The organism is Halobellus inordinatus (assembly GCF_024498335.1).
In the GTDB taxonomy this organism is placed as follows: domain Archaea; phylum Halobacteriota; class Halobacteria; order Halobacteriales; family Haloferacaceae; genus Haloquadratum; species Haloquadratum inordinatus.
On record NZ_CP101825.1, the window covers coordinates 2221406 to 2247485 of the forward strand.

Here is a 26080-nt window from a genome sequence, read left to right on the forward strand (position 1 = left end):
GCGATCGCTACCCGGCACCATCTGCTGTCGTCTGAGGTCGGTACCTGGCACTGTCTACCGCAGTCCGTGGGATCGAAAAGAAGGTGCGACGGCCGTATTATCCGCCGAGGAAGTCCTGACGGACCTGCTCGTCGTTCAGCAGCACGTCGCCGTCGTCCATATACCGATTCTGGCCGTTCGCGAGGACGTAGCCGCGGTCACAGCGCCGCAGCGCCTCCTTGGCGTTCTGCTCGACCATCAGGATCGCCGTCCCGTCGTCGTTGATCGCGTCGATGCGGTCGAACATATCGTCGACGAGGTCGGGCGCGAGGCCCGCAGAAGGTTCGTCGAGTAAGAGCAGCGAGGGATCGAGCATCAGCGCGCGGCCCATCGCGAGCATCTGCTGTTGGCCGCCGGACATCGTGCCCGCCTTCTGGGTCTGCCGCTCCTCGAGGATCGGGAACCGATCGAAAACGGCGTCGAGGGCGTCCTGTGGCACCTCGTCGAGGATGTACGCGCCCATCTCCAGGTTCTCGCGAACCGTCAGCGACGCGAAGACGTTGTGGTTCTGCGGGACGTAGCCGATTCCCTCGTGGATGATCTCCTCCGGACGGAGGCCCGTGATGTCCTCGTCCTCGAAGGTCACGGTCCCGCCCATATGGGTCGTGAGCCCGAAGACGGACTTCATCACCGTCGACTTGCCGGCCCCGTTCGGACCGACGATGGTGACGTACTCGCCGTCGGCGACGTCCATATCGACGTCGGTCAGGATCTGGAGATCGCCGTAGCCGGCGTCGAGATCCCGAACTTCGAGTAAGGACTGGTCTCCGCGCTCCGGAATCGTCTCACGGGAGACCGCGGCGCCGTCGCCGTCGGCTCCCCCAGTAGTGTCTGCGCTCATACGTTCCCTCCGAGGTAGGCCTCGATGACCTCTTCGTTCGCCTGTATCTCTGCGGGCGTGCCCTCCGTCAGGACCCGGCCCTGGTGGAGGACGATGACGCGTTCGCAGTTCTCCATAATCAGGTCCATATCGTGTTCGACGAGCAGGAACGTGTACCCCTGCTCGCGGAGTTCGTGAATGTGATCGAGGAGTCGCCGCTCCAGCGACGGATTGACGCCGGCGAACGGCTCATCGAGCAGCAGCATATCCGGGTCGGTGAGCAGCGCCCGCGCCATCTCCAGGAGTTTCCGTTGGCCGCCCGAGAGGTTCCCGGCGTACTCCTCGGCGATGTGGTCGATCTCGAAGAACTCGAGTACGTTCCAGACGCGGTCGAGCAACTCGGACTCCTGCTCGATGACGTCGCCGCGGAACCCCGGCGTCACCGACCGCCACAGCGCCTCGCCGCGCTGGTACTTCGGTGCCAGCATCATATTCTCGAGCACCGTCATCTCCTGCAGTTCGCGGGCGATCTGGAACGTCCGGACGAGCCCCCTGTTCGCGATGGCGTGGGGCTTCTCCCCGGTGATGTCCTCGCCGTCGAACGTCACGGTTCCGGAGTCCGGCTGGAGCATCCCCGTGATGAGGTTGAACGTCGTCGATTTCCCGGCGCCGTTCGGGCCGATCAGTCCGGTGAGGCTCCCGCGCTCGACCTGGAAGGACGCGTCGTCGACGGCGGTGATCCCGCCGAAGGACTTCCGCAGACTGTCCACCTGCAGCGGGTACTCCTCGCTGACGCTCGGGCCGCCGGAGCCGAGATCCAGTTCCGTCGGCGCGTCGCCGACAGCGCCGGCGCCTGACGTGGCTCCGGATTCGACACCCGGTTCGTCGCCGTCGCCCGCGTCGGCCGCCTCACTCATCGGAACCACCTCCGGATTCGCCGCCGTCGGTCTCCGCTGTTCCGCGCGCACGCGCCGCGGTCAGCGGGATGCCGGCGGCCGTCTCCTTGCGGTAGCCGAGCATTCCCTCCGGTCGGTTGTGCATCAGCCAGATGAGCACGAGTCCCATGAACACGAGTTGGAGTTGTCGGATGCTGTCGATCGTGTAGAAGAACAGCGGTGCCGGATCGAAATTCGAGATGAGCGGCGCGATCGCCGGGCCGAATCCCGACGGCGCGTCCGCGTTCGGCAGGACGGTGTCGACGAGGTTCTTCAGGTACCGCGGCCCCTGATAGAGCAGCGCGGCGAAGACCGCGCCGCCGAGAACGCTTCCCGTGTTCGACCCCGCGCCGCCGATGATCAGCGCGATCCATACGAAGAACGTGATCCGCGGCCGGAAGAAGTTCGGCGTGACGGCACCGCTCGTCATCAGCCAGAGGATGCCCGCCAGGCCCATCAGCGCACAGCCCAGCATAAACGCCTTAATTTTGAACCGGTTCGTGTTCTTCCCGAGCGAGTTCGCAACGTCCTCGTCTTCACGGATTGCCTTGAGGACGCGGCCGAACGGCGATTCGCCCGTGCGCTTGAGCAGCCAGTAGAACGCCGCGACGAAGAAGAGCAGCACCACGCCGTAGACGAGGCCGTCGACGACGGGCTTCGGGTTGTTGGGAACGAGCACCTCGAACGAGTCGACGAAGCCCAGATACGCGTCCCAGAGGCCGAAGAAGCCGAAGAACGCCTCCAGCGGGTCGGTGAAATCGAGGATGAGCCCCGATCCGCCGCCGAAGCCGACGCGCTCGCCGAACAGTTGGAACTGCTGGAGTTCGCCCGAGAGGAACGAGAAACGGACGATTTCGGACATCGCGATCGTCACGATGGCGAGATAGTCCGCCCGCAACCGGAGTGCCGGGAGCGCGATCACCAGCCCGAGAAGCGCCGCCGCGACCATCCCGGCGATGATGCCGACGATGAGCGGCAGTCCGAGCCCACCGACCTGCGCCGCGCCGCCAGATTCATACAGCGGTTTCGAGACCAGCGCCATCACGTAGATACCGACGGCCATGAAGCCGACGATACCGATGTTGAACAGCCCGGTGTACCCCCAGTGGAGGTTGAGCGCGAGCGCGAGCATCGCGAAGACGCCGATGTAGAACGTGAGGACCGCGATGGTGTTGAGTTGGCCGCGCAGCGAGTAGCCGAGGCCGACGCCGATCAGGACGTACGCGGCGTAGATAACCAGGAGAACAGCCACGATTAGCCCGGCGTCGCCACCCGGTAACCGCGCGGAGACGTCGTCGCGGACGCTCATGCTGTCGACCTCCCGGAGAAGATGCCCTCAGGTTTCACGAGCAGCAGGACGATCATCACGGCGAACGCCGCCGCGCGGGCGAACGCCGACGGGATCCAGATGACCGACACCGACGCTGTCAGCCCGATCGCGAGGCCGCCGACGATGGCGCCGTAGATCGAGCCGATGCCGCCGAGGATGACCGCGGCGAAGATGAGGAGCAAGAGGAGCCACCCGTCGTTGAAGCCGAGTGTGCCCTTCCAGAGGATGAACATATAGCCGGCGACGCCGGTGAGGCCGCCGCCGATGACCCACACCGAGCGCACGACGCGCTCGGTCGGGATGCCCGTGATCTGGGCGAGATCCTCGTTGTCCGCCATCGCCCGCATCGCCTTCCCGAGTTTCGTCATCTGTAAGAGCAGGTGCACGGCGAGCATCAGCCCCCCGGCGACGACGACGAGCGCGATGTCGTGGGCGTTGATGCGGACGGCCCCGTCGACGAAGTACAGCGAGATCGACGGCGGCTGTGACGTCGTGCCGCGGACGCTCGATCCGAAGACGAACTGCATCAGATACCGCAGCGCGAACGCGACGCCGACGCTCGTGATGAGAAGCGTGATGCCGTCCTCGTCGCGGATGGGCTTGAAGACGAGCCGATCGATGCCCAGCGCGAGGACGACGGTGGCGACGCCGGCGACGAGCGCGCCGGCGACGACGGCCAGCGGCGTCCCGGTGACGCCGATGCCGAGCGTCCCGCCGAAGACGGACCCGCCCGCGCCGACGAGCAACAGCGCCCCCACGTCGGCCCGACCGAGGCCGGCGACGAGGTACGTCGTCGCCCACCCGGAGAACGCGCCCGCGGTGATGAAGTCACCGTGCGCGAAGTTCGCGAAGTTCAGAATACTGTACGTCATAGAGAGCCCGATGCCCGCGAGACCGATCACCAGCCCGCGCATCAGCCCGTCCCAGACGAGCGAGCCGACGCTGCTGAACGACGTCTGTCCGGTCGCGAGACCGGAGAACAGGTCGTACAACAGGATGATCCCGACGAGCGCCAAGAGAACGGAACCGGGCCGTGCCACCGCGAACTGACGTCCGCGTGTGTATGTCTCGGCGATACCCATTGATAACTATCCTCACGATGTTTGCGGTCGGGAAACGATGATAAGTCTTTCTTCCCGCAGTGACGCGCCGACGTGATTCGGTCCAGGGTCGGAAGCAATCCGAACTGTTTCGTCAGTTGTCAGGTACGTTCCCCTGCCATTAGATATCACTCATCGATTCGTTCAAGCGGCCGGGGTGTCTCAACGGGGACGATGACGTCGCGCACGCGACCGTTGCTCGGACTCGCGACGCTCGTCGCGGGTATCGGCACCGCCGGAAGCCTGTATTTCAGCCTCGGGCTGGGGCTGGTCCCCTGCGAGCTCTGCTGGTACCAGCGCATCCTGTTGTATCCGCTCGTTGTCGTTCTGGGCGTCGCGACGCTTGAAGACCGCCCGGGCGTCGCTCGCACCGTGCTGCCGCTCTCGCTGCTCGGCCTCGGCGTCGCGACGTACCACGTGGTCCTCCAGGTCCGACCCAGCGTCGGTGGGACCTGTTCGGTCGGTGGCGGCTGTTCGTCGATCCTCTATCCGATGCTGGACGGCCTGTTGACGATCCCCCGGCTCTCGCTGATCGCGTTCGTCCTCGTGACGGCCCTCGTGACCGCCTCCTGGCGGCTTCGCGACCGAGCGTGGCCCTAAACGGGATTCTCGCCCGACGTCGTAGGATCGATCATCGGGCGCGGGTAGTCGACACCGAGTTCGACCCCGTATCTCGCCTGTTCTGATTCCGACAGCGTCCACGGTTCGTGAGCCTTCTGTGGGACTAGCCCGTCGAGTTCGGGAATCCAGCGCGTGACGTACTCGGCTTTGGGGTCGTACTGGTGGGCCTGCGCGAGCACGTCGAACGCCCGCTGCCGGGAGTCGTTGCCGACGCCCGCGATGTACGCCCAGTTGCCGTAGTTCGAGGCCGGATCGTAATCGAGGAGTTGGGTCTCGAAGTACGCCGCGCCGCGTCGCCAGTCGATTGTGAGGTCGTTCACGAGGAAGGACGCGACGTTTTGTCGTCCGCGGTTCGACAGATATCCGGTCGCGTTCAGTTCGCGCACGTTCGCGTCGACGAAGGGAATACCCGTCTGCCCGGTTCGCCACCGTTCGAACTCCTGTTCGTCCCATCGCCAGTTGACGTCGTCGCGGCGTCTGAGACCGCCGGGGGCGAAGAACTGCGCGCCGTACTTTGCGAGTTGGAACTGAAAGAAGTCCCGCCAGCGGAGTTCGAAGAGCAGCCAGTACGTCGAGTCGTTCGAGACTCGCTCGCGCTCGTAGCGCTTGACCTCCTCGTAGACGCGCCGCGGCGAGAGACAGCCCTCGTTGAGCCACGGCGAGAACTTCGAGGAGTAGTCGGGACCGACGAGTCCGTTTCGCGTCTCGCGGTACTCGCGGAGGTGGTCGCCCTCCCAGATGTACGACCTCAGGCGGTCGAGTGCCGCGTCTTCGCCGCCCAGAAAGGGGTGGACCGTGCGCTCGTCGATTTCGTCGGCGCCCTCGCCGGCCCCGGGTTCCGCGTCCGGCGATCCAGGCGAATTGCCCGCGACGCCGACGCCCGGGATCGAACCGGGGCGAATCGCGTCAGCGTCGACGCCGGTGTCGTCGCCGCCTGGGACCGGCGGCAGCGACGGGCGCGGATACGTCTCTCGGACAGCCGCGTCGGCCTCGACCGACTTCCGGAACTTCGTGTAGGTGTCGCTGATCGCGGTGTACGGCGTCGGGAGGTCGGCGATATGATGGAGCGTCCGCCCCCAGAACCGACGCGGCGTGACTCCACGCTCGCGCAGTGCTGCCGTCACCGCTGTACGAACCGCTCGCTCGTCCGGTCCTGGGAGGTCGTGGAACGTCACGACGTCGGCGTCCACGGCGTCAGCGAGATTGGGAAGCACGACTTCGGGACGACCACGACGCACGAGGAGGTCCGAGCCGAGCTCGCGCAGTCGGTCGCGCAGGGCGTCGAGAGATTCGCGCCGGAAGCGCACTCGCCGCGCCCCCAGTTTCTCGTAGCGGAAGGAGTCGGCGCCACCGTACGGCTGCATCCCGTGCGTCCGCGGGTCGACACAGTAGACTGAGAGGGCTCGGTCTGCCGCGGCAGCGGCGGCGAGCGCTTCGTTGTCGTGCGTTCGCAGGTCCCGGCGGAACCACACGATGGCCGTGTCGGGCATCACTGTCGAGAGGGAGCGGCACGTACCTGAGCGTGACGGCCACAGCCACCCGCAGTGTACGCTGCGTCCGGTCAGTTACCGCTGAGCCGGTGCCACAGGGAACTGCGCTGCGTGAGGAGTTGATAGAGTGCGGAGAGGACGACGACGCCGGAAAGCAACAACCCAATGAGCGCCGGGCTGAGCGCACGCACGACCGGGACGCCGATCATCGCCGCGACCTGTGAGAGCGCGCCGAGCAGCCCGAGTCCCAGGTAGTACTCCGCCCACGAGATGCCGTACTGTGGGACGACCTCCATATAGACGCCGACGTCTGCCGCGTTGTCGGCCAGCGAGACGGTCTTCGCGTCGGGGTCGTACTCGACGATCCCGAGTTTGTCGAGCTTCGGAAGGTGCGTTTGATGCAGCGAAACGTACACGCTCTGTCGGACGTTCCGCGGCGGTGGCGACTCGTCGGCCTCGATGCCACCGATGTGCTCGGAGAGATCGGAGACCGTCTCGGTACCATCACCCGCCCGTAACTGTTCGAGTACGAGCCGCCGCCGATCGTTTCGGAGCACGTCGTGAATCTCAGATGCGGCAAGCTCCGCGCTGTCGGCCTCCGGCTCACTCCCGCCCCCACTCATACTACCTCACTCTGTGAGGGCTACCTACATGAATGTGTCCGAAAATGACGTATCTACGACTGCTATCGGTGTGAGAAAGTGGATCGGTTGTGGATCCAGGCCGGTCCGGCGCCGAGACTGCGACGTTACTCGGTCGGGCGCGGACGGGCGGTAAAGAGCGTCTGTACCAGGCTGTACGGGTCGTAGACCGACTGGTGGCACTGGCAGTAGACGTCGTTTTCCGCGTTGAACTTCGCCGAGCCCTCGCTCTTGTACTTCGGGACGCAACAGAAGTGCGTGCACTTGTTGAGCCACGCGATGAAGCCCTCCTCCGTCGAGGCTTCGATCCAGGGGTCGTTCTGGGCCATCTGTTCGACCTGTTCGGACTTGATGACCTGGATCGGAATGACGTCCTCGGCGTCCTCCGAGCGCCACCGACCGGTCGCCGGTTTCCCGAGGCCCGGATCACCGACGTCGTTGGACCATTCTCTGTAGTCGGAGAAGTCGTCGACGTGGAGTTTGTCGCCTTCGGAGTACGTCTCGCTCTGCCAGTCGTAGCCGGGGTTCGAGCCGACGCGGAAGTAGTTGTCCGAGTCGTAACCGGGCTCGATTCCGGCGTAGGATTCGACGCCGCAGTACTGGAACCACTCCGACGTGTAGGCCACGCCCGAGCCCTTGTAGTCCTCCGTCTCGGCGATCTGGACCGAGATCCCTCCTTGTTGTTCGGTCTTGACCTCGGGCCAGACGCCCTTGAGGTACCCCTCGTCGTCGATCTCGACGGGGATCTGTGGCATTCCGCGCGGCGCCGGACCCGCGGTGTTCTCGATAGCGTACGCCTGCGTCGAACCGCCGCCCGCGCCGGGCGACTGCGTCGCAGAATTGATTGCGGCCGCACCCGTCGCGCCGACGCCGGCGAGTGCCGCGCCCCCCACGACACCTTTGACGAATCGGCGGCGACCCGAGTCCGCCGGGTACTTGTCGCGCTCGCTCATACCCGAGTGTTCGTCCCGCCGGTAAAAAGGATGACGAAACCCCCGGTCCGTCTCTCGTCGCTGGAACTCCCGACGGTCGCTTAGATAATATCACGGATTTCGATCCAGATCTGAAAGGGCGTTCGACCCGAAACACAGAATGGAAATTTCTCGACAACTCGGTGGTTTTTTACTCGGACGACAGAATATCCCACGGTATGGGATTACACAGTAGGGACGTAAATCAGGACGTCCGTGAGCTTGGAGCGCTCTTGGGCGACGTATTGGCCGAGCAGACGTCACGAGGATCGTTCGAGACCGTCGAAGACATTCGGACCGCCGCCATCTCGTACCGGAAGGGCGAACGGGAGTCCCGGGCGGAACTCGATCGACTCCTCGACGGCCTCTCGCCGGAGGGCGAAAGCGTCGTCGCCCGCGCGTTTACGACGTACTTCGAACTCATCAATCTCGCAGAGGAGCGCGAACGCGCACGCGTCGTCCGTGAGGCGTCCCAGGCGGACAACCTCGAAGACGGACTCGTCGCGACTGTCGAGACGCTCATCGAAGCCGATGCCGACGCCGAAACCGTCCAGCAGGTGCTCGACGACGTTCTCATCGAGCCGACGTTTACCGCACATCCGACCGAGGCCCGCCGAAAGACGGTGAAGGCGAAACTTCGATCGATCGCGAGCCGGCTAGAGGAACTCGACGAACGGCGCGTGACGGACCGCGAACACGATCAGCTGTGGCGGAAGATCGACGCCGAGGTCACGAGCCTCTGGCAGACGTCGCAGGTCCGCGAGCGCCGCCCCGAACCACAGGACGAAGCGCGGAACGTTCAGTGGTATCTGGAATCTATCCTCTTCGACGTCGTCGGCGAAGTCTACGCCGAGTTCGAGGATCTTCTCGCAGACGAGTATCCGGAGGTCGACGTTCCCAAACTCTTCGAGTTCCGGTCGTGGGCGGGTTCGGATCGCGACGGCAACCCATTCGTCACGCCCGAAGTGACGACCGACACGCTCGAACGGCAGCGATCGGTGGTGCTCGAAAAGTACAGCCAGTCTCTCAAGCGTCTCTCGGGCGTGTTGAGTCAAGACGGTCGCCGCATCGACATCGGCGCCGAACTGGAACGCTCGCTGAAGGCCGATCGCTCGCGGCTGCCGGGCGTCGCCGACGAGGCGAAAGAGCGCTACCCGGGCGAACCGTACCGTCAGAAACTGAAGCTGATGCGCGAGCGCCTCCGTCGCATCGAGGACGTCCGGCCGGACGGCTACGGCGACGAGGCGGCGTTCCTCGACGACCTCGAAGTCATCGACCGTAGTCTCCGATCGACGGGCGCGGATGTCGTCGCCGACGAGTACGTCGAACCGCTGATGCGGCAGGTCGATACCTTCGGATTCACGCTCGCGAGTCTGGACCTCCGCGATCATCAGGAGAACCACACCGAAGCAGTCCACGAGGCACTCGAACACGAGGGCATCGACTACTACGGCCGCGACGAAGACGGGCGGATCGAGGTACTGACCGAGGCGATTCTCCAGGACGAACCGATCCTCGATCTCGACGAACCCGGCGACGTCTCCGAGACGGCCGAACGCGTCCTGCGACGCTTCGAGATGCTCGGCGAGTGGCAACGCGAGTTCGGCGTCAGCGCCATCGACACGTACTGCATCTCGATGACCGAGGAACCGAGTCACGTGCTGGAGGTGCTCTTCCTCGCCGACCAGGCAGGTGTCGTTTCACTCCCGGACCACTGCGGACTCGACATCGTGCCGCTCTTGGAGACGGAGTCGGCGCTCAACGGCGCGCGCCGGATTATGGGGACGCTCTTCGAGAACGCGGCTTACGCGAAGGCGCTCGACGCCCGTAACGACGTCCAGGAGATTATGCTCGGCTACTCCGACTCCAACAAGGAGAACGGGTTCCTGGCCGCGAACTGGGACCTCTACAAGAACCAGCGTCGCCTCGCGAACATCTGTGACGACTTCGACGTGAAGATGCGACTGTTCCACGGGCGCGGCGGGTCGATCTCGCGCGGCGGCGGGCCGATGAACGAGGCGATGCTGGCGCTCCCCAACGAGACAGTCACCGGACAGATTAAGTTTACCGAGCAGGGCGAGGCCATCGCCGAGAAGTACGCGAACCCACAGATCGCCGAGCGGAACCTCGAACAGATGCTGAACGCGCAGGTTCGCTCGCGGTACCAGGCGATCTGCGAGCCCGAAGAGGACGTCAGCGAGGAGTGGGTCGACGCGATGGACGAGATGGCGACGACGGCCCGAAAGCAGTATCGCGACCTGCTCGAATCCGACGGCTTCGTCTCGTACTTCGGGCAGGCGACGCCGATCGGCGTCATCGAGGACCTGAATCTCGGCTCCCGGCCCGCGTCGCGATCTGGCGAACGCACCGTCGAGGACCTGCGGGCGATCCCGTGGGTGTTCTCCTGGACGCAGTCGCGCTGCATCATCACCGGCTGGTACGCACTCGGCGCGGGGATCCGAACGTATCTCGACGAGGGCGGCGATCTCGGCGTTCTCCAAGAGATGTACGAGGAGTGGCCGTTCTTCCGGACGACGCTCGACAACGCGTCGCTGGCGCTCGCACGGACCGACTTCGACATCGCAGAGCACTACGCCGAGCTCGCGGACCCGGACCTCCGCGAGGAGTTCTTCCCGCACCTCCAGGCGGAGTACGAGCGCGCGCGCACCGCCGTACTCGACGTTACCGACCGGGAGGCGCTGCTCAAGCGTGAGTGGCTCGACGAGAGCCTGCGACGCCGGAACCCCTACGTCGACCCACTGAACCTCCTGCAGACGCATCTGCTCGCACAGACGCACCGAACTGACGACGAGGAGCAGACGCTCCGGCTGACGGTGAAGGGCATCGCGGCAGGAATGAAGAACACGGGGTAGACTGCGGGTCAGATCCGCTGAGACACTCCGCCTCCGAAGGGGATCTGGGCGAACAGTCGGCACAGCGACACCCGATGACTCGGGCTGACTCCCGCGTCGACGTGCCGAACGACCGCTGCCCGACGCGGGGTGCGTCCTACGTCACGGCGGGGATGGTCCCGGCTTCGTATATAAACGCTCGTTCGAGAGAGTCGTCGTCCCTCCCCGCCGGGATGATGAGACGGCTACGGCTGATTCCAGGGCGCATCGGGAGCGTCGACGACGCGGTGGCGGCGGTCGATACCGTCGATCGCGGCGACGTCTTCCGCCTCCAATCCGAGGTCGAGCGCCCCGTAGTTCTCGCGGATGTGCGCCCGCGTGGCCGACTTCGGGATCGGCGTGACGTTTTCCTTCGCCAGTAGCCACGCGAGCGACACCTGCGCCGGCGTCGCGTCGTGTTTCTCGGCGACGTCGACGATCGTCGGCACGTCCGCGACCCGCCCGCGGACGATCGGCGAGTACGCGACGAGCCGGTGCTCGTGTTCGACCGCGAATTCGTGGAGTTCCCGCTGGGGGAGCAGCGGATGCATCTCGACTTGGTGCGCCGCGAGCGGGGCGTCGAGGCGCTCGATCGCCGTCTCCAGTTGGTCGGGGCCGAAGTTGCTCACTCCCACGCGGTCGACGACGCCCTCGTCGACGAGCGCGTCGAGCGCCGGCAGCGTCTCGTCGGGATCGTAGCCCGCCGCGGGCCAGTGGACGTACAGGAGATCGATCGTGTCCACGCCGAGGCGCGCGGCGCTCGCGCGCGCCGTCTCGATTACGTCGCCGTACCCGAGGTTGTCCGTATCGAGCTTCGTCGCCACGAGCACCTCGTCGGCGCCGCGGTCGGCGCGCGCGAGACCCTCTCCGACGAGCGCCTCGTTGCCGTACCCCTGGGCGGTGTCGACGTGGTCGTACCCGAGATCGAGGGCTGTCGCGACGGCGGCCGGGCACGTCTCGGGGTCAGTCAGCTTGTACGTTCCGAGTCCGAGCGCCGGGAAGTCCATACTCGACTTTCGAATACTAGGCTCTCGACAGTTTCGGTGCCCGGAGCAGGTGTCGATCCACTGACGCCGGTGTTCCTTTGTCAGTTCCGCACCAACGTGGCCGTATGTCCCGCTCCGACTCTCCCCGACTCCTCGTCTACGGTGCCTACGGATACACCGGTCGTCTCGTCGTCGAACGAGCCGTAGAACACGGCTACGAACCGCTGGTCGCCGGCCGCGACCGCACGAAGACGCGCGGCATCGCCACCGCGCACAGCCTCCAAGCACGACCGTTCGCGGTCGAAGACGCCGCCGACCACCTCGGTAACGTCGACGTCGTCCTCAACTGCGCGGGGCCGTTCGACCAGACGGCCGATCCGATGGTCGACGCCTGTATCGAGACCGAGACCGACTACCTCGACATCACCGGCGAACTGCAGGTCTTCGAGCGGATCCACCGCCGCGGCGGCGACGCCGAGGCCGCCGGCGTGACGCTTCTGCCGGGAGTCGGCTTCGACGTCGTCCCGACGGACTGCCTCGCGACGCATCTCCACCGTCGCCTGCCCGACGCGACTCACCTCTCGCTCGCGCTCGAATCCGAGGGCGGCGTCTCGCCGGGGACGCTGAAGACGATGCTGTCGGACATCGGGTCCGGCGGAGCGGTCCGACGCGACGGCGACCTCCGCTTCGAACAGATCGGCGCGCGGACCCGCGTCGTCGACTTCGGCGAGGGGCTGCGCCGGGCGATCTCGATCCCGTGGGGCGATCTCTCGACGGCGTATCACTCGACTGAGATTCCGAACATCGACGTGTACCTCTCGCTCCCGAAGAACGCACGCCGGGCATTCTCGCTCTCGCGGTACGCCGGCGGCGTGCTCGACGCCGACCAGGTACAGCGCGCCCTCTCGTGGCTCGTCGACCGGTACGTCGAGGGCCCCGACGAAGCGGCCCGCTCCGCGGGCGAAGCGCACATCTGGGGCGAAGCCAGGTCCGACGACGACCGCGTCGTCTCGCGCCTCCGCACGCCCGACACGTACCGAATGACCGTCCGGACGGCACTGTTGGTCGCCGAAAAAGTGCTCGACGGCGAGGCACCGACGGGCTATCAGACGCCGGCCTCGGCGTTCGGGCCGGATCTCGTCCTCGAAGTGCCCGGCGTCGAGCGGGTCGATCTGAACGGTGACGAGGTCGTCGGAGAGGAGTCGACCGCGGCGGAGTAACGCGCTGCAGGATGGGTGAGACGGGAAGATTCGGACAACTATGCGTGTGGGTCGCTCGCAGGGGATCGGTCGCTCCGAAACGGTTTTGATGCGGCCTCGCGCACACTCGGTATGCCGAAGGAACCCGACACCGGGTACGACCCCACGCTGGGTCGGAAGTTCATTTTCGTGACCGGCGGGGTGATGTCCGGACTGGGCAAAGGTATCACCGCGGCCAGCACCGGCCGTCTGCTCTCGAACGCCGGCTTCGACGTGACGGCGGTCAAGATCGACCCGTATCTCAACGTCGACGCGGGGACGATGAACCCCTACCAGCACGGCGAAGTGTACGTTCTGAAAGACGGCGGCGAGGTCGACCTCGACTTGGGGAACTACGAGCGCTTCCTCGGGGTCGATATGACCTCGGATCACAACATCACGACGGGCAAGACCTACCAGCACGTCATCGAGAAGGAGCGCGCGGGCGATTACCTGGGCAAGACCGTCCAGATCATCCCACATATCACCGACGACATCAAACGGCGCATCCGCGAGGCCGCCGAGGGCACCGACGTCTGCATCGTCGAGGTCGGCGGCACCGTCGGCGACATCGAGGGGATGCCGTATCTCGAAGCGCTGCGGCAGTTCGCCCACGAGGAAGACGACGAGGATATCCTCTTTACCCACGTCACGCTCGTCCCCTACTCGAAGAACGGCGAACAGAAGACGAAGCCGACCCAGCACTCCGTCAAGGAACTCCGCTCGATCGGGCTCCAGCCCGACATCCTCGTCGGTCGCTGTGAGAACGAACTCGACCCCGAGACGAAAGAGAAGATCGCGCTGTTCTGTGACGTTCCGACGGAGGCCGTCTTCTCGAACTCCGACGTCGAGGACGTCTATCACGTCCCGCTGATGGTCGAAGAGGAGGGCCTCGATCAGTACGTGATGGAACGGCTCGACCTCGACACCGAGGCGCTGCCGCCGGCCGAGCGCGACAACCGCTGGCGCGAACTCGTCACCCGCGAACGGACCGACGAGGTCGACATCGCCCTGGTCGGCAAGTACGACCTCGAGGACGCCTATATGTCCGTCCACGAGGCGCTGAAGCACGCGGGCATCGAGCGCCGGACAGAAGTGAACGTCCTGTGGGTCGACTCCGACGAGATGCTCGATCACCACGAGGATCGGCTCAAAGGGGCCGACGGCGTCGTCGTCCCCGGCGGCTTCGGCTCCCGCGGGACCGAGGGCAAACTGAAAGCTATCGAGTACTGCCGCGAGAACGACGTGCCCTTCCTGGGGCTCTGTCTCGGCTTCCAGATGGCGGTCGTCGAACACGCGCGGAACGTCCTGGGCCTCGCAGACGCCCACTCCGCGGAGCTCGACCCCGACACCGAACACCCCGTCATCGACATCCTGCCCGAGCAGTACGAGGTCGACGAGATGGGCGGCACGATGCGGCTCGGCGCACACGACACGCAGATCGAGACCGGCTCGCTCGCCGCGAACGTCTACGGCGACACGGTCTGTACCGAGCGGCATCGGCACCGCTACGAAGTCAATCCCGAGTACATCGAGCGGCTCGAAGAAGGCGCGCTCGATTTCTCCGGGCGGGCCAACAACCGGATGGAGATCCTCGAACGAACCGATCACCCGTTCTTCCTCGGGACGCAGTTCCACCCCGAGTTCCGGTCGCGACCGGACCGAGCCAGCCCGCCGTTCGTGGGCTTTCTCGACGCGGTCACCGGCGAACTGGACGCGCGCGAACTGACTGACGAAACTGAGGTACAAGCCTAATGGTCGACGTTGATTCATTCATCGACGAAGCGGTCGAAGAGATTTCAGAACAGGTCGGCGACGAAAACGCCATCATCGCGCTTTCGGGGGGCGTCGACTCCTCGGTCGCCGCGGCGCTGACGTACCGTGCTATCGGCGATCAGCTCACGTCTGTCTACGTGGACACCGGGCTGATGCGGAAAGAGGAGACCGAACAGATCCGCGAGACGTTCTCGTATATGGACTCGCTCCGCGTCGTCGAGGCGCAGGACCGATTCCTCGACGCGCTCGCGGGCATCACCGACCCCGAGGAGAAGCGCCACGCCATCGGCGAGCAGTTCATCCGGGAGTTCGAGCGCGAGGCGAAAGACGCCGACGCCGACTACCTCGTTCAGGGGACGATCTACCCCGACCGGATCGAGTCGGAAGGCAACATCAAATCCCACCACAACGTCGGGGGGCTCCCGGACGTCGTCGACTTCGAGGGCATCGTCGAACCCGTCCGCGAACTGTACAAAGACGAGGTTCGCGAGGTCGCTCGCGCGCTCGACTTAGAGGAGATCATCTCCGAGCGGATGCCGTTCCCCGGTCCGGGGCTCGCGATCCGCGTCGTCGGCGAGGTCACCCGCGAGAAGGTGGAGGTCGCCCGCGAGGCGTGTCACATCGTCGAAGAAGAGACCGAAGAGCACGATCCCTGGCAGGCCTTCGCGGCCGTCATCGGCAAGGGGACCGGCGTCAAGGGCGACAATCGCGTCCACGGTTGGATCGTCTCGGTACGCTCGGTCGAGTCCCGTGACGGAATGACCGCGCGGGCACAGGAACTCCCCTGGGAGACGCTTCAGCGCATCCAATCGCGGATCACCGGCGAGAACGAGAACGTCGCCCGCGTCGTCTACGACGTGACGCACAAACCGCCCGCGACCATCGAGTACGAGTGATGATCCTGGTCGCCGGCCCCGACGTCGACGGACTCGGAGACGCGCTCGAAGCGCTCGGAGCGGAGGTCGTCCGCGTTGAGGGCATCGCGAACCGCGAGTCGCTCTCTGCGGCCGGTCTCGACGACGCCGACACGCTCGTCCTGACGGATATGGACGACGCGTCGGCCATCCCGGTCGCGAAGGAGGCGAACCCGGACATCAAGGTCGTGACCTACGCCACCGACTCCCTGCCGGAGTTCGCGCGCGGTCAGACCGACCTCGCTATCGATCCCGCGCTCCTGTCGGCCGAGGTCGTCGCCGACGAACTAGTCGAGGGGCTCGTCGGCGAGCAGGCGGAGTAGCGCGGCGTTTCTGCGTCCGCGTCCGACGCGTCGAACGCGGACGATTCCTGAAACAGTTTTCCCTGTCACTCGGCGAGGCCGAGAACGGCCGTCGCTGCGGTCTCGACGTCGTCGACTGCGTCGCCGGGCGCGTAGACGCCGAGCCGCCACTGTGCGCGTTCGGCGGCCCGAAGCGCGCCGACGAGTTCGGAGGCCTCCGAGAGTCGTTGCACGGCCCCGCCGACGACGACGCGCGAGCGGGACTCCTTGAACCGTGGTCGCGGCGGCACGTCCAGCAGGACGTGGTCCCGGTCGACGCCGGCGCGGTCGGCAATCTCGGCGGCCGCCTCGCGGGACGCCTCGTGTCCCATCCCGACGACGTCCGCGGGAACGCGCCCGAGCGGCTCCCAAACGGCCCGCTTGTAGAGGTCACGGTACTCGATCCGGCGGGCGAGATCGGGCGTCGTCCCCCGGAGTGCGACCAGCAGGTCGTGGTCGGCCATCCGGCGGAAGGTCTCGACGTCGACATCGCCCCGTGGCCCGGTCGAGTTTGACGCGTCGCCCTCGCTGTCGAGCAGTCGGATCGAGGCGCGTTCGAGCATCGCGCCCGCGATGCGGGAGACGTGGTGTCGGTACACCGTCCCGTTCATCAGCGCGCGGGCGAGCAGCAGCGACTCGGCCGTTTGGACGTTCCCCGCCGCGAGAACGAGCTGTCCGTCGCGGTAGCGAAGTTCTCGGACGAGTCGCCCCACGTCGATCGTGCCGTAGGGGACGCCGGTGTGGTGGGCGTCGCGGACGAGGTAGTCCATCCGGTCGACGTCCAACTCGCCCGACACGAGCTGTCCGAGTTCGCCCTCGCCGCGGACGAGAGCGGCGACACGCGCGGGATCGAGGTCGTGCCCGCAGAGGACCGCCGCCGCGTCAGTATCCTCCAGCAGCCACCCGATTTCGTCGTGGTCCGCCCCGGTTCGTCGCCGGATGACGTCCTCCGTCTGGTGGCCGTACGGGCCGTGCCCGACGTCGTGTAGCAACGCGGCCGCGCGGACGTGTCGCGCCCGCGTACCGTCGATGCTGAGGTGGTCGAGCGCGCGGTCGGCGAGGTGATAGACGCCCAGCGAGTGTTCGAGGCGGGTGTGGTTCGCGGAGGGATAGACGAGTCGAACCGTCGAGAGCTGTTTGACGTGGCGGAGGCGCTGCAGCAGTGGCGTATCGAGGAGGTCGCGCGCGACGGGACCGAGCGAGATGTAGTCGTGGACGCTGTCCTTGATCGCGTTCATACCCGACCTGCGCGAGCCGGCTGCAAATAGCCCCCGCCCGGACAGCCCTCGACTGACCGGTCTCAGTCCGGCGGCGCTCCTCGAATGCCGGGCGCACAGGGACCGCTGCCGGTGAAGGAACGTTCAAACGGTCTGACCACCTTGGCCCGATATGGTCACGTTTCTCGCCGGCGGAACGGGCACGCCGAAGCTTCTCGACGGCGCGGAGCCGGTGTTCGATCCTGCGGAGACGACTGTCGTCGCGAACACCGGCGACGACGTCGAACTCGGGGGGCACCTCGTCTGCCCGGACGTCGACACCGTGCTCTTTCACGGCGGCGGCGTCCTCGACACCGAGACGTGGTGGGGGATCGCCGACGACACGACCGCGACGCACGAGGAACTCCATCGGCTGGCCGACGCGGCCGGATTCGACGAGGGGCCGCGCTACCTGGACGACGACGCGCAGACCGCCGGCCGCGACATCGCCCGCTGGCGGCGCTTCTCGGGCGTCGCCGAGTTTATGGAGATCGGCGACCGCGACCGCGCGGTCCATATCACCCGGACTTCGCTGCTCGACGAGGGGCACTCGCTCACCGAGGTCACGGGAACGCTCGCGGACGCCTTCGGTCTCGACGTCGAACTGCTGCCGATGAGCGACGACCCGGTCGCGACGATCGTCCACACCGAGGAGGGGCCGATGCACTTCCAGGAGTACTGGGTACACCGGCGCGCGGAGCCTGCGGTGACGGACGTCGAGTTCCGCGGCGCGTCGTCTGCGACGCCAACGTCCGACGTGCGCGAAGCGCTCTCGGAGCCGGTCGTCGTCGGGCCGTCGAACCCCGTGACGAGCCTCGGGCCGATGCTGGCGATGGTGGAATTCGCCGACGCACTGGCGTCGACGCCCGTCGTCGCCGTCTCGCCGTTCGTCGAAGACGAGGTCTTCTCGGGGCCCGCCGCGGAGTTGATGGCGGGGGTCGGCCGCGAGCCCTCGACGGCGGGCGTCGCCGCCGCGTATCCCTTCGCCGACGCGTTCGTCCTCGACGAGGCGGACGGAACCGACCTCGACCGGCCGGTCGTGCGGACGGACACGCGGATCGACGGCCCGGACGATGCCGAGCGCGTCGCTCGCGCCGCAGCGACGGCGCTCGCGGAGGTCGCCTGATGTTCGAACCGCGCGTCGCGCTCGCGAGCCTCAGCGGGGAGGCCGACGCCGCCTGGGCACGCGCGGGGAGCGACCACGCCGGCGCGGCGTTCCTCGGCGGCGTCGCGCTCGACGAGGCGACCCGCGAGGCGGCCCGCAAACTGGTCGCGCGCGACCGCGAGGAGTTTCTCCCCGACGACCCGCTCGTATTCGTCGAGGACCAACTCGACGCGCTCTCTGAGGTGCCGATCCGTCCGGGTGTAAACGTCAGGAGTGCGACGCTGGAGCCGATCGCGGACGCGGCGCGAATCTGCGCCGAACACGATGCGATCCTCGAAATCAACGCCCACTGCCGACAGACCGAGATGTGCGAGGTCGGCTGCGGGGAGTCACTGCTCCGCGACACCGGTCGCCTGTGTGACTACGTCGATGTCGCGAGCGACGCCGGCGCGGCGGTGAGTGTGAAGGTCCGAACAGAGGTTTCCGGCGTCGACCTCGTCGAGATTGCACAGGAAACCGACGCCGCCGGTGCGAATGCGGTCCACGTCGACGCGATGGACACCGAATCCGTCGTCGCCGACGTCGTCGACGCGGCACCGGACCTGTTCGTCGTCGCCAACAACGAGGTTCGGGACCGCGAGAGCGTCCGCGAGTATCTCCACTACGGCGCCGACGCGGTGAGCATCGGCCGGCCGAGCACCGACGCCCGAGTCCGTCGTCGCGTCCGTCGCGCGGTCGAGGGGTGGTTCGCCGAAACGGATCGCGGCGAGCAGACGGACGCCGCCCAGAGCAGCGGGACGACCCCCGGATCGCACGAGGAGGTCGACGCACAGTGAACGATCATCGCGTCACTGGGGCGGACGGCAGCCGGCGTGGTCCGGCCGAGAACGCCCAACTCGCGCTGCTGCTCGACGTCGGGTCCGCACCCAAGCCGGGGAACGTCGACCGCGACCACGACCTCGCAGAGCTCCGGATCGAACACTTCCTCGCGGGTGCGGTCGGATCGGGTGCTGGCCTTCGGCGCGCGGCCGCCGGCGCGCCGGTCGGCGTCGCCTTCGAGCGCGCGGTCGCGGGGATGAGCGAGCAGTCCGGCGGCAACACGCAGTTCGGTTGTCTCCTCCTGCTCGCCCCGCTCGTCCGCGCGGCGGCCGAAGAGCAGTCGCTCTCACCAGAGGGAGCCATGGACGTCGTCGAATCGACGACTGTCGCCGACGCGGCGGACTTCTACCGCGCGTTCGAGCACGTCGACGTCGCGGTCGGCGATCCGCCGGAGGACCTGGCCGATCTGGACGCGCGTCGCGGCGCGGACGCGATCCCGGCGCTGCGCGATCGCGGGCTGACGCTCTACGACGTGATGGCGCAGAGCGAGGGCGACGGCAACGCGAGAGAGTGGACGACGGGATTCGAGCGGACCTTCGCGACCGCCGCGGCGATCCGCGACGACGACGGGCCGATCACCGACCGCATCTCGCGGGCGTTCGTCGACCGGCTCGCCCGCGACGAGGACACGCTCGTGCGGACGAAGCACGGCCCCGAGGTCGCCGCGGACGTGATGCGGCGCGCGGCGGACGCCCGCGGCGATCCCGACGCCGTCGCCGAACTCGACGAGGAATTCGTCGCGGCCGGGATCAATCCGGGCACCACCGCCGACCTGCTCACTGCGGCGACGTTCGTCGCGCTCGAATGGGGGGTCGAGGTGTGAGCGGCGAGAGCAGCGACCCGAACGGTGCGGGCACCGCCGCCGACGGCGACGAGTGGCCGGTCGACCTCCGCGGCGTCACTGAATCGGTGGTGACGACGCTCGGTCCGAACGACCGCTGGAACGTCGCCGCGCTCGGACTGCACGCGCCCGACGAGAGCGGCGGCGACGAGGCTCCGGCCCCAGTGACGGCGACGACGTGGGGCAACACCCGGACGCGCCGGAACTTCCACCGGCAGGGCGGCGGCGTGGTGCAGTTCGTCTCTGACCCGCGGACGTTCGTCGAGGCGGCGGTGACGATTCGCGAGGAGGACGACCCCGTACTCCCGGACGCGCACGCCTGGGTCGACATCGAGGCCAGGCAGGTCGACGCCGGCGAGTCGGGTGGGACACGCTGGGAGCGATGGGAACTCACACCCATCGAGTCCGCGGTCGTCGAGACGACGGTCCCAACGATCAATCGCGGCTTCGGGGCCGTGATCGAGGCGACGGTCGCGACGTCCCGACTCGATGTCCCCGCCTACGACACCGACGAACTGCTCGCACGGCTCCGCTACTTCGCCGAGACGGTCGAGCGCTGCGGGGGACGCCCCGAACGCGAGGCGTTCGCCGCGCTCGACGACGCGACGGGGTGGCGCGAGCGACTCCCCGCAGACGCGGACGTACCGCGGTTCGACGGTGAGGAGGGCTGAGGTCCCCGGTACGCTGCGTCGGCGTGGCGTTCGACACCGAGCCACCGGGACGCATCGAAGACTCCTTGTTCCCCCTCGCCGACGAGACGAGTATGAGTGCAGATCAGCGCGACGACGCCGCCGCGACCGCCGAGAGCGGCGAGAGCGGCGGGGCCGACCTCCACGAGAACGCTATGCAGGACGTAATCGCCGTCGACAGCGACGACAACCGGACAGGCCTCGTCAACCGACTCGACGCCCACACCGGCGACGGCATCCGTCACCGGGCGTTCACCTGCCTCGTCTTCGACGGCGACGGCCGCATCCTGCTCGGCCAGCGCGCGCCCGGAAAGCGGCTCTGGGACACGCACTGGGACGGCACCGTGGCCTCGCACCCGGTCGAGGGACAGTCCCAGGTCGACGCGACCGCGCAGCGACTCGAAGAGGAACTCGGCATCACGCCGGATCAGTACAGCGACCTCCGCGTGACGGACAAATTCGAGTACAAGCGCTACTACGAGAACGCCGGCCTGGAGTGGGAGGTCTGTTCGGTCCTGAAGGTGACGCTCGACGACACCAGCCTGGACCCCGACGAGGACGAGATCGCGGGCCTGCTGTGGGTTGACTACGAACACCTCCACGACCACCCGCAGTGGTACCGGCAACTGCGCCTGTGTCCGTGGTTCGAGATCGCGATGCGTCGCGACTTCGAGGAGTAGCCGGCACCTGCGGCGGCCGAGACGGAATTCCCTTTTACGCCCGACGCGTTCCTCCGACGATGACCGAGGACCCACCGGAGCCGGAACTGTACGACTCGCTCGACGGACAGGTCGCGCTCGTCACCGGGGCCAACCGCGGTCTCGGCCGTCAGATCGCCGCGAACCTCCACGATCTCGGCGCGACGGTCTTCGCCGCGACGCGCTCTATCACCCACGATGTCCCCGACGAGTGGGAGCACCTCCTCGTCGACGTCACCCAGGAGGGCGAAATCTCCGACGCGGCCGACGAGATCTTCCAGTCGGCGGGTCGGCTGGACATCGTCGTCAACAACGCCGGCGTCGCGGAGTTCGATTCCGACATCGTCTCCGAGTCGGTGAAGACGATCGACCGCACGCTGGCGACGAACCTCCGCGGCCCGATGCTCGTCTGCAAGCATATGGTGCCGCTGCTGTTGCAGACCGACGGCGGTCGCGTCGTCAACCTCTCCTCGGGGATGGGCGCGCTCGGCGAGGGACAGTCCGGCGGCTCGCCCGCCTACCGCGTCTCGAAGACGGGACTCAACGGCCTCACCGCCTACCTCCACGGCGAGTACGCCGACCAAGGACTGCTCGCGAACTCGGTCTGTCCGGGCTGGGTGCAGACCGAGATGGGCGGCGAGGACGCCGACCGCTCGATCGAGAAGGGCGCAGAGACCCCGACGTGGCTCTCTCGCTTCCGGCCGGAGTCGCCGGCCGGCCTGTTCTGGCGCGACCGCGAAGTCATCGACTGGTAGGGACCGGACGAGTTGGCGTCGCCCCGCGACGCGATGGGGACAGTTCTTTGATCCCGGCCCGCGTCGGGTCGGATATGTCGAAGGAACCCGGCGTCCGGGAGATTCCGGGCGCGCTCGCGGACTACGCGGCGGGCGTCGCCGACGTGGTCGCACGCGGACTCGTCGTCGTCGCCGCGCCGGTCCTCCTGCTCGCGCTGCTCGCGCTGGCGGTCGTCGGTGGCGGGGTCGCACTCGTCGTCCTCGCGGTTCTCGCCCCCGCCATCGCCGCTGCGGTCGCACTCGAAGTTCCCTCACGAGTCCGCGAACGGTTCGCGTAACGCCGGCCGGGATACGCGCCGTTCGCCCGCGAGGTGAGTCGGCGAAAAATCGGAGGGTTAAACCTCCGGGAAACAATATCGGAGACTGCGCGAGGGTGGCCGAGTCTGGAAAAGGCGGCGGACTCAAGATCCGCTCTCGTAGGAGTCCGTGGGTTCAAATCCCTCCCCTCGCACTCGAATCCGTGAGCCTCAGCGAACGGTTCGATCACCACGGAGGGGTTTGAATCAGGGAGCAGCTTCGCTGCGACCGTGGTTCAAATCCCTCCCCTCGTATTTCGACAGTAATTCGGAGCGACAGCGTTTCGCAGGCGGTCACGACGCCGTCTCGTTCAGATAGTAGAACTGCGGTCTCTCGGAGTTCCGAACAGTCGTGATCGTCTCGCCATCGAGTCGAACGGCGAGCGTCTCGTAGTCAGGCGGGAGCGCGACGGACGAACTCATCGTCGTCTGGGGGACGCAGTCGGGGTCGGCGGGCTTGCTCGGTGTCTCCGGGCGCGTCGTGAACGCGAGCACCCAGCGGCCGTCTGCGGTCTCGCTCAGATTCGCACGAATTTCGAGGTCGGGATCGTCGTGCGTGAAAGTGTAGTTCTGGAACACGACGCTCCGGTACTCGGATGTCGCTGTCTGACCGACCCACGCCCGCGGCGCGTCGGCGTCGGCACAGCCAGTCGCCGTCGTCGTCGTCATCGACGGAACGGCGACCGACGACTGCGGAAGTGCCGTGACGTACACGGCACTGCCCGCAATCAGCAGGCCCACGACGAGGCCAGCGAGAAAGACCGATACTCGTTTCGCCATACAGTTAGTTGAATATCTGACACCGTAGTCTTTCGGTGTTGCCAGCAACCTCGGCGTTCTGGCGGCGAGTCACTGCCCGAAGCGGGCGATCCGATCGGCGTACGCGGGATGTGTCGAGAACAGTTGCAGGAGCCACGACCCCTCAGGCTGGTCGACGTCGGTCGTCGCGCCGAGCGACGTCAGGAGAGAGGCGACCGCGTGTGCCGACGTGTGCTGTACGGCGGCCGCATCGGCGCGGTACTCCAGCCACCGCATCGCGCCGTAGGCGGCGACGCGCTCGACGGCGATCGTGACGAGGAGACTGAGCGTCGAGAGCGGAACGAGCGCGTCGAACAGCGTCGTCGTGACCGCTGCGCCGACGGCGAGGACCACGACGCTGACGCCGCCGCGGACGAGCACGTGACGCTCGCGGTGGTGGCACGCCTCGTGTGCGAGCAGTGCGGCCAACTGCGCGGGCGGAAGCGTCGCCAGCGCGAACTCGCTGACGCCGACGACGTCCCGAAACGGACCGCCGATCGCGTAGCCGTTCACGGGGCCGTTCCGAGTTCCCGTGACGGCAAGCACCTCACAGTCCAGGGCCGGAATGACCGTCTGTACCGTCTCGGCCTCCGCCGGTGTGAGCGGACGGACGTCGTAGTGGAAGACCGCGAGGACCGGCGAGAGCGCGACAGTCACCGCGAGCAAGCCCACGACGCCCCAGACCCACACCCGGAACGGAGCGGTGAAAACGAGCACGACGGCCGCCACCGACGTCGCCGCTGGAACGGCATTTGCGAGCGCCCGTCGGCTGATCGCGCGCGGCGACGGGAGGTGGCCGCGGGTCGGGTACCGGGGCATCGTGCCGAACTCCAGGTACGCCGAATCCAGAATCCGCTGATAGAGGACGACCACGACAATCGCGACAGCGAGGGGAGTGGCGAGGTGACGCATCCAGGGACCTCAGTTCGAGGGCGGCGCTGTGACTGTTAGCCGCCGAATCCCTCGTGGGCGGTACGCAGAGTGCGACGAGATCCGTATTAGTTAGCCGCGACCTTTCGCGAGAAGCGCGCGATTATCGGGTCGAAATCGAATCCTAGCGACCGAAGCGACGACGGCACTTCACTCCAGCAGCGACTCGCCAGTCATCGCCGCCGGTTTCGCGATGGCCATCAGTTCGAGCATCGTGGGTGCGATGTCGCAGAGCGACCCGCCGCTCCGGACCCGCCGCCCGCCGTCGTCGCCGTCGGGCGAGATGTAGATGAACGGCACCGGGTTCGTCGTGTGTGCGGTGTGGGGTTCCTCGGGCGTCCCCATATCGTCGGCGTTACCGTGGTCGGCGGTGATGAGCGCGTGCCCACCCGCTTCCTCGATTGCGGCGACGAGCCGCCCGAGCTGTTCGTCGACGGCTTCGACGGCCTCGACGGCCGCCTCGAAGTCGCCCGTGTGGCCGACCATATCGGGGTTCGCGTAGTTGAGCACCATCGCGTCCGGGTCCGCCGAGTCGATGAGGTCGATCGCGGTGTCGGTCACTTCGGCGGCGCTCATCTCCGGCTGGAGGTCGTACGTGGGCACGTCGGGGCTCTCGACGATGCGGCGGATCTCGCCGTCGAACTCGACCTCGCGGCCGCCGTTCAGGAAGTACGTGACGTGGGCGTACTTCTCCGATTCGGCGAGGCGGAGTTGCGTCTTCCCGGCCGCCGCGAGGGTCTGGCCGAGCGTGTCCGTCGGCTCCTCGGGTGGGAACGCGACCGGGAGGTCGAACGTCTCGTCGTACTCGGTCATCGTGACGACTCGCGTCTTCGGCGGGTGGGTCTCGAAGGGCCACTCGGGGTCGATGTCGGCGAGGAGGCGAACGAGCTGGCGGGCGCGGTCCGGCCGGAAGTTGAAGAACAAGACGGCGTCGTCGTCTTCGAGCGCGGGGCCGCCCTCGACGAGCGTCGGTTCGACGAACTCGTCGGTGTCGCCGCGGTCGTAGGACCCGCGGACCGCCTCGACGCCCGTGGTCGCCTCGTGGTCGGCCTCGCGGTGGACGATGGCGTCGTAGGCGCGTTTGGTCCGCTCCCAGTTCTGGTCGCGGTCCATCGCGTAGTACCGCCCGGAGACGGTGGCGACGTCGCCGGTGCCGTTGTCGTCGACGACCGCTTCGAGCGTCGCGAGGTAGTCCTCGCCGCCGTAGGGGTCGGTGTCGCGCCCGTCGGTGAACGCGTGGGTGACGGCGTCGACGCCGCGGTCGGCGGCGAGTTCGATCAGCGCGTGGAGGTGGCCCTGTTCGGAGTGGACGCCGCCGTCGCTGAGCAGTCCCATAAAGTGCACGCGGCCGCCCGTCTCTGCGACGTGGTCGAAAGCCGAGACGATTGCCTCGTTCGTCCGAAACGAGCCGTCGGCGATGGCGTCCTCGATGCGCGTGTACGCCTGCTTGACGACCCGTCCGGCGCCGATGTTGAGGTGTCCGACCTCGCTGTTGCCCATCTGCCCTTCGGGGAGGCCGACGCGCCGCCCGGACACGTCGAGCGTTCCGTACGCACCGGCGTCGGCGAACCGGTCGAAGTTCGGCGTCGATGCCGCTTTCACCGCGTCCCGCCGGTCGTGATCCCCGAGGCCCCAGCCGTCGAGGATGACGAGCGCTGCCTGCATACGCGGGGTGAGGCGAGGCCGCGGTGAATAGGCTTC

General features: G+C 67.0%; 25 protein-coding genes and 1 tRNA gene. 14 read left to right on the forward strand and 12 right to left on the reverse strand.

The window, feature by feature from the left end; all coding sequences use genetic code 11:
- Nucleotides 1-97: 97 nt before the first annotated feature.
- The 4 genes from NO362_RS11250 to NO362_RS11265 are packed head-to-tail and all read right to left on the reverse strand — an operon-like array spanning nt 98 to nt 4038.
- Nucleotides 98-880 carry an ABC transporter ATP-binding protein gene (locus tag NO362_RS11250; RefSeq protein WP_256289567.1) on the reverse strand — a complete coding sequence of 261 codons (783 nt, stop codon included), beginning with the start codon at nt 878-880 and terminating at the stop codon, nt 98-100.
- A complete protein-coding gene (locus NO362_RS11255) occupies nt 877-1776 on the reverse strand; it encodes an ABC transporter ATP-binding protein (protein ID WP_256545324.1) in 900 nt (299 codons plus the stop codon). Before NO362_RS11255 ends, NO362_RS11250 begins: the two co-directional genes overlap by 4 nt.
- The gene (locus NO362_RS11260) at nt 1769-3103 is read right to left on the reverse strand and encodes a branched-chain amino acid ABC transporter permease (RefSeq protein WP_256545325.1); all 1335 of its coding nucleotides are present in this window, start codon (nt 3101-3103) and stop codon (nt 1769-1771) included. Before NO362_RS11260 ends, NO362_RS11255 begins: the two co-directional genes overlap by 8 nt.
- The gene (locus NO362_RS11265; RefSeq protein WP_256546636.1) at nt 3100-4038 is read right to left on the reverse strand and encodes a branched-chain amino acid ABC transporter permease; all 939 of its coding nucleotides are present in this window, start codon (nt 4036-4038) and stop codon (nt 3100-3102) included. Before NO362_RS11265 ends, NO362_RS11260 begins: the two co-directional genes overlap by 4 nt.
- 360 nt (nt 4039-4398) lie before the next feature.
- On the opposite strand from NO362_RS11265, the gene NO362_RS11270 reads away from it, so the two are divergent.
- Nucleotides 4399-4824 (forward strand): disulfide bond formation protein B, encoded by a 426-nt coding sequence (locus tag NO362_RS11270; protein WP_256545326.1) that lies wholly within the window; start codon nt 4399-4401, stop codon nt 4822-4824.
- On the opposite strand, the gene NO362_RS11275 is transcribed toward NO362_RS11270, so the two are convergent.
- From NO362_RS11275 to NO362_RS11285, 3 genes are all read right to left on the reverse strand, one after another.
- A complete protein-coding gene (locus NO362_RS11275; protein ID WP_256545327.1) occupies nt 4821-6338 on the reverse strand; it encodes a DASH family cryptochrome in 1518 nt (505 codons plus the stop codon). The two genes, NO362_RS11270 and NO362_RS11275, sit on opposite strands and share 4 nt — an antisense overlap.
- Nucleotides 6339-6406: 68 nt before the next feature.
- Nucleotides 6407-6958, reverse strand: coding sequence for a DUF7344 domain-containing protein (locus NO362_RS11280; RefSeq protein WP_256545328.1), 552 nt, complete (start codon nt 6956-6958; stop codon nt 6407-6409).
- A 125-nt stretch (nt 6959-7083) separates the two neighbouring features.
- Nucleotides 7084-7929: a Rieske 2Fe-2S domain-containing protein gene (locus tag NO362_RS11285; RefSeq protein ID WP_256289573.1), complete on the reverse strand. Its 846-nt coding sequence runs from the start codon at nt 7927-7929 to the stop codon at nt 7084-7086.
- A gap of 197 nt (nt 7930-8126) precedes the next feature.
- On the opposite strand from NO362_RS11285, the gene ppc reads away from it, so the two are divergent.
- The gene (ppc, locus tag NO362_RS11290) at nt 8127-10820 is read left to right on the forward strand and encodes a phosphoenolpyruvate carboxylase (protein WP_256545329.1); all 2694 of its coding nucleotides are present in this window, start codon (nt 8127-8129) and stop codon (nt 10818-10820) included.
- 224 nt (nt 10821-11044) lie between these two features.
- Here ppc and NO362_RS11295 read toward each other — a convergent pair whose 3' ends face one another.
- Nucleotides 11045-11845, reverse strand: a complete 801-nt coding sequence (locus NO362_RS11295) for an aldo/keto reductase (RefSeq protein ID WP_256545330.1) — start codon at nt 11843-11845, stop codon at nt 11045-11047.
- 104 nt (nt 11846-11949) lie between these two features.
- On the opposite strand from NO362_RS11295, the gene NO362_RS11300 reads away from it, so the two are divergent.
- From NO362_RS11300 to NO362_RS11315, 4 genes are all read left to right on the forward strand, one after another.
- Nucleotides 11950-13044: a saccharopine dehydrogenase family protein gene (locus tag NO362_RS11300; RefSeq protein ID WP_256545331.1), complete on the forward strand. Its 1095-nt coding sequence runs from the start codon at nt 11950-11952 to the stop codon at nt 13042-13044.
- Nucleotides 13045-13155: 111 nt separating this feature from the next.
- On the forward strand, nt 13156-14817 hold the full coding sequence (gene pyrG / locus NO362_RS11305; RefSeq protein WP_256545332.1) for a CTP synthase: 1662 nt from the start codon (nt 13156-13158) through the stop codon (nt 14815-14817).
- Entirely contained in the window at nt 14817-15734 is a 918-nt protein-coding gene (gene guaA / locus NO362_RS11310) for a glutamine-hydrolyzing GMP synthase (protein WP_121569288.1), read from the forward strand. Before pyrG ends, guaA begins: the two co-directional genes overlap by 1 nt.
- On the forward strand, nt 15734-16075 hold the full coding sequence (locus NO362_RS11315) for a DUF7126 family protein (RefSeq protein ID WP_256545333.1): 342 nt from the start codon (nt 15734-15736) through the stop codon (nt 16073-16075). The genes guaA and NO362_RS11315 overlap by 1 nt, the downstream gene beginning before the upstream one ends.
- Before the next feature lie 65 nt (nt 16076-16140).
- Here the strand turns inward: NO362_RS11315 and NO362_RS11320 are convergent, their stop codons facing one another.
- A complete protein-coding gene (locus NO362_RS11320; RefSeq protein WP_256545334.1) occupies nt 16141-17331 on the reverse strand; it encodes an HD domain-containing protein in 1191 nt (396 codons plus the stop codon).
- Between the two features lie 151 nt (nt 17332-17482).
- Between NO362_RS11320 and cofD the strand changes: the two genes are divergently transcribed.
- The 8 genes from cofD to NO362_RS11360 all read left to right on the forward strand — a co-directional run bounded on the left by cofD (nt 17483) and on the right by NO362_RS11360 (nt 22806).
- On the forward strand, nt 17483-18475 hold the full coding sequence (gene cofD, locus NO362_RS11325) for a 2-phospho-L-lactate transferase (RefSeq protein WP_256545335.1): 993 nt from the start codon (nt 17483-17485) through the stop codon (nt 18473-18475).
- Entirely contained in the window at nt 18475-19290 is an 816-nt protein-coding gene (locus tag NO362_RS11330) for a tRNA-dihydrouridine synthase (RefSeq protein ID WP_256545336.1), read from the forward strand. The genes cofD and NO362_RS11330 overlap by 1 nt, the downstream gene beginning before the upstream one ends.
- A complete protein-coding gene (locus tag NO362_RS11335; RefSeq protein ID WP_256545337.1) occupies nt 19287-20156 on the forward strand; it encodes a triphosphoribosyl-dephospho-CoA synthase in 870 nt (289 codons plus the stop codon). Before NO362_RS11330 ends, NO362_RS11335 begins: the two co-directional genes overlap by 4 nt.
- The gene (locus NO362_RS11340) at nt 20138-20845 is read left to right on the forward strand and encodes a DUF447 domain-containing protein (protein WP_439331151.1); all 708 of its coding nucleotides are present in this window, start codon (nt 20138-20140) and stop codon (nt 20843-20845) included. The genes NO362_RS11335 and NO362_RS11340 overlap by 19 nt, the downstream gene beginning before the upstream one ends.
- A gap of 173 nt (nt 20846-21018) precedes the next feature.
- Complete coding sequence (locus NO362_RS11345) at nt 21019-21543, forward strand: NUDIX hydrolase (protein ID WP_256546637.1); 525 nt, start codon at nt 21019-21021, stop codon at nt 21541-21543.
- A 59-nt stretch (nt 21544-21602) separates the two neighbouring features.
- Nucleotides 21603-22316, forward strand: coding sequence for an SDR family NAD(P)-dependent oxidoreductase (locus NO362_RS11350; RefSeq protein ID WP_256545339.1), 714 nt, complete (start codon nt 21603-21605; stop codon nt 22314-22316).
- A 74-nt stretch (nt 22317-22390) separates the two neighbouring features.
- Nucleotides 22391-22633, forward strand: coding sequence for a hypothetical protein (locus NO362_RS11355; protein WP_256545340.1), 243 nt, complete (start codon nt 22391-22393; stop codon nt 22631-22633).
- Between the two features lie 89 nt (nt 22634-22722).
- A tRNA-Leu gene (locus NO362_RS11360) sits at nt 22723-22806 on the forward strand.
- Between the two features lie 139 nt (nt 22807-22945).
- Here NO362_RS11360 and NO362_RS11365 read toward each other — a convergent pair.
- The 3 genes from NO362_RS11365 to gpmI all read right to left on the reverse strand — a co-directional run bounded on the left by NO362_RS11365 (nt 22946) and on the right by gpmI (nt 26044).
- Nucleotides 22946-23431 (reverse strand): hypothetical protein, encoded by a 486-nt coding sequence (locus NO362_RS11365; protein WP_256545341.1) that lies wholly within the window; start codon nt 23429-23431, stop codon nt 22946-22948.
- 69 nt (nt 23432-23500) lie between these two features.
- Nucleotides 23501-24361 carry a M48 family metalloprotease gene (locus tag NO362_RS11370; RefSeq protein ID WP_256545342.1) on the reverse strand — a complete coding sequence of 287 codons (861 nt, stop codon included), beginning with the start codon at nt 24359-24361 and terminating at the stop codon, nt 23501-23503.
- A gap of 168 nt (nt 24362-24529) precedes the next feature.
- Nucleotides 24530-26044, reverse strand: a complete 1515-nt coding sequence (gpmI, locus tag NO362_RS11375; protein ID WP_256545343.1) for a 2,3-bisphosphoglycerate-independent phosphoglycerate mutase — start codon at nt 26042-26044, stop codon at nt 24530-24532.
- Between the last annotated feature and the right edge of the window lie 36 nt (nt 26045-26080).

What these genes read in the sequence shown, in the direction of transcription:
- NO362_RS11270 (WP_256545326.1), top strand. Translation starts at nt 4,399, where the DNA reads ATGACGTCGCGCACGCGACCGTTGCTCGGACTCGCGACGCTCGTCGCG.
- NO362_RS11280 (WP_256545328.1), bottom strand. Translation starts at nt 6,958, where the DNA reads ATGAGTGGGGGCGGGAGTGAGCCGGAGGCCGACAGCGCGGAGCTTGCC.
- NO362_RS11370 (WP_256545342.1), bottom strand. Translation starts at nt 24,361, where the DNA reads ATGCGTCACCTCGCCACTCCCCTCGCTGTCGCGATTGTCGTGGTCGTC.
- pyrG (WP_256545332.1), top strand. Translation starts at nt 13,156, where the DNA reads ATGCCGAAGGAACCCGACACCGGGTACGACCCCACGCTGGGTCGGAAG.
- NO362_RS11295 (WP_256545330.1), bottom strand. Translation starts at nt 11,845, where the DNA reads ATGGACTTCCCGGCGCTCGGACTCGGAACGTACAAGCTGACTGACCCC.
- NO362_RS11260 (WP_256545325.1), bottom strand. Translation starts at nt 3,103, where the DNA reads ATGAGCGTCCGCGACGACGTCTCCGCGCGGTTACCGGGTGGCGACGCC.
- NO362_RS11355 (WP_256545340.1), top strand. Translation starts at nt 22,391, where the DNA reads ATGTCGAAGGAACCCGGCGTCCGGGAGATTCCGGGCGCGCTCGCGGAC.
- NO362_RS11365 (WP_256545341.1), bottom strand. Translation starts at nt 23,431, where the DNA reads ATGGCGAAACGAGTATCGGTCTTTCTCGCTGGCCTCGTCGTGGGCCTG.
- guaA (WP_121569288.1), top strand. Translation starts at nt 14,817, where the DNA reads ATGGTCGACGTTGATTCATTCATCGACGAAGCGGTCGAAGAGATTTCA.
- NO362_RS11265 (WP_256546636.1), bottom strand. Translation starts at nt 4,038, where the DNA reads ATGCGCGGGCTGGTGATCGGTCTCGCGGGCATCGGGCTCTCTATGACG.
- NO362_RS11320 (WP_256545334.1), bottom strand. Translation starts at nt 17,331, where the DNA reads ATGAACGCGATCAAGGACAGCGTCCACGACTACATCTCGCTCGGTCCC.
- NO362_RS11315 (WP_256545333.1), top strand. Translation starts at nt 15,734, where the DNA reads ATGATCCTGGTCGCCGGCCCCGACGTCGACGGACTCGGAGACGCGCTC.
- gpmI (WP_256545343.1), bottom strand. Translation starts at nt 26,044, where the DNA reads ATGCAGGCAGCGCTCGTCATCCTCGACGGCTGGGGCCTCGGGGATCAC.
- NO362_RS11340 (WP_439331151.1), top strand. Translation starts at nt 20,138, where the DNA reads ATGGGGGGTCGAGGTGTGAGCGGCGAGAGCAGCGACCCGAACGGTGCG.
- cofD (WP_256545335.1), top strand. Translation starts at nt 17,483, where the DNA reads ATGGTCACGTTTCTCGCCGGCGGAACGGGCACGCCGAAGCTTCTCGAC.
- NO362_RS11350 (WP_256545339.1), top strand. Translation starts at nt 21,603, where the DNA reads ATGACCGAGGACCCACCGGAGCCGGAACTGTACGACTCGCTCGACGGA.
- NO362_RS11345 (WP_256546637.1), top strand. Translation starts at nt 21,019, where the DNA reads ATGCAGGACGTAATCGCCGTCGACAGCGACGACAACCGGACAGGCCTC.
- NO362_RS11285 (WP_256289573.1), bottom strand. Translation starts at nt 7,929, where the DNA reads ATGAGCGAGCGCGACAAGTACCCGGCGGACTCGGGTCGCCGCCGATTC.
- NO362_RS11330 (WP_256545336.1), top strand. Translation starts at nt 18,475, where the DNA reads ATGTTCGAACCGCGCGTCGCGCTCGCGAGCCTCAGCGGGGAGGCCGAC.
- NO362_RS11300 (WP_256545331.1), top strand. Translation starts at nt 11,950, where the DNA reads ATGTCCCGCTCCGACTCTCCCCGACTCCTCGTCTACGGTGCCTACGGA.
- ppc (WP_256545329.1), top strand. Translation starts at nt 8,127, where the DNA reads ATGGGATTACACAGTAGGGACGTAAATCAGGACGTCCGTGAGCTTGGA.
- NO362_RS11250 (WP_256289567.1), bottom strand. Translation starts at nt 880, where the DNA reads ATGAGCGCAGACACTACTGGGGGAGCCGACGGCGACGGCGCCGCGGTC.
- NO362_RS11255 (WP_256545324.1), bottom strand. Translation starts at nt 1,776, where the DNA reads ATGAGTGAGGCGGCCGACGCGGGCGACGGCGACGAACCGGGTGTCGAA.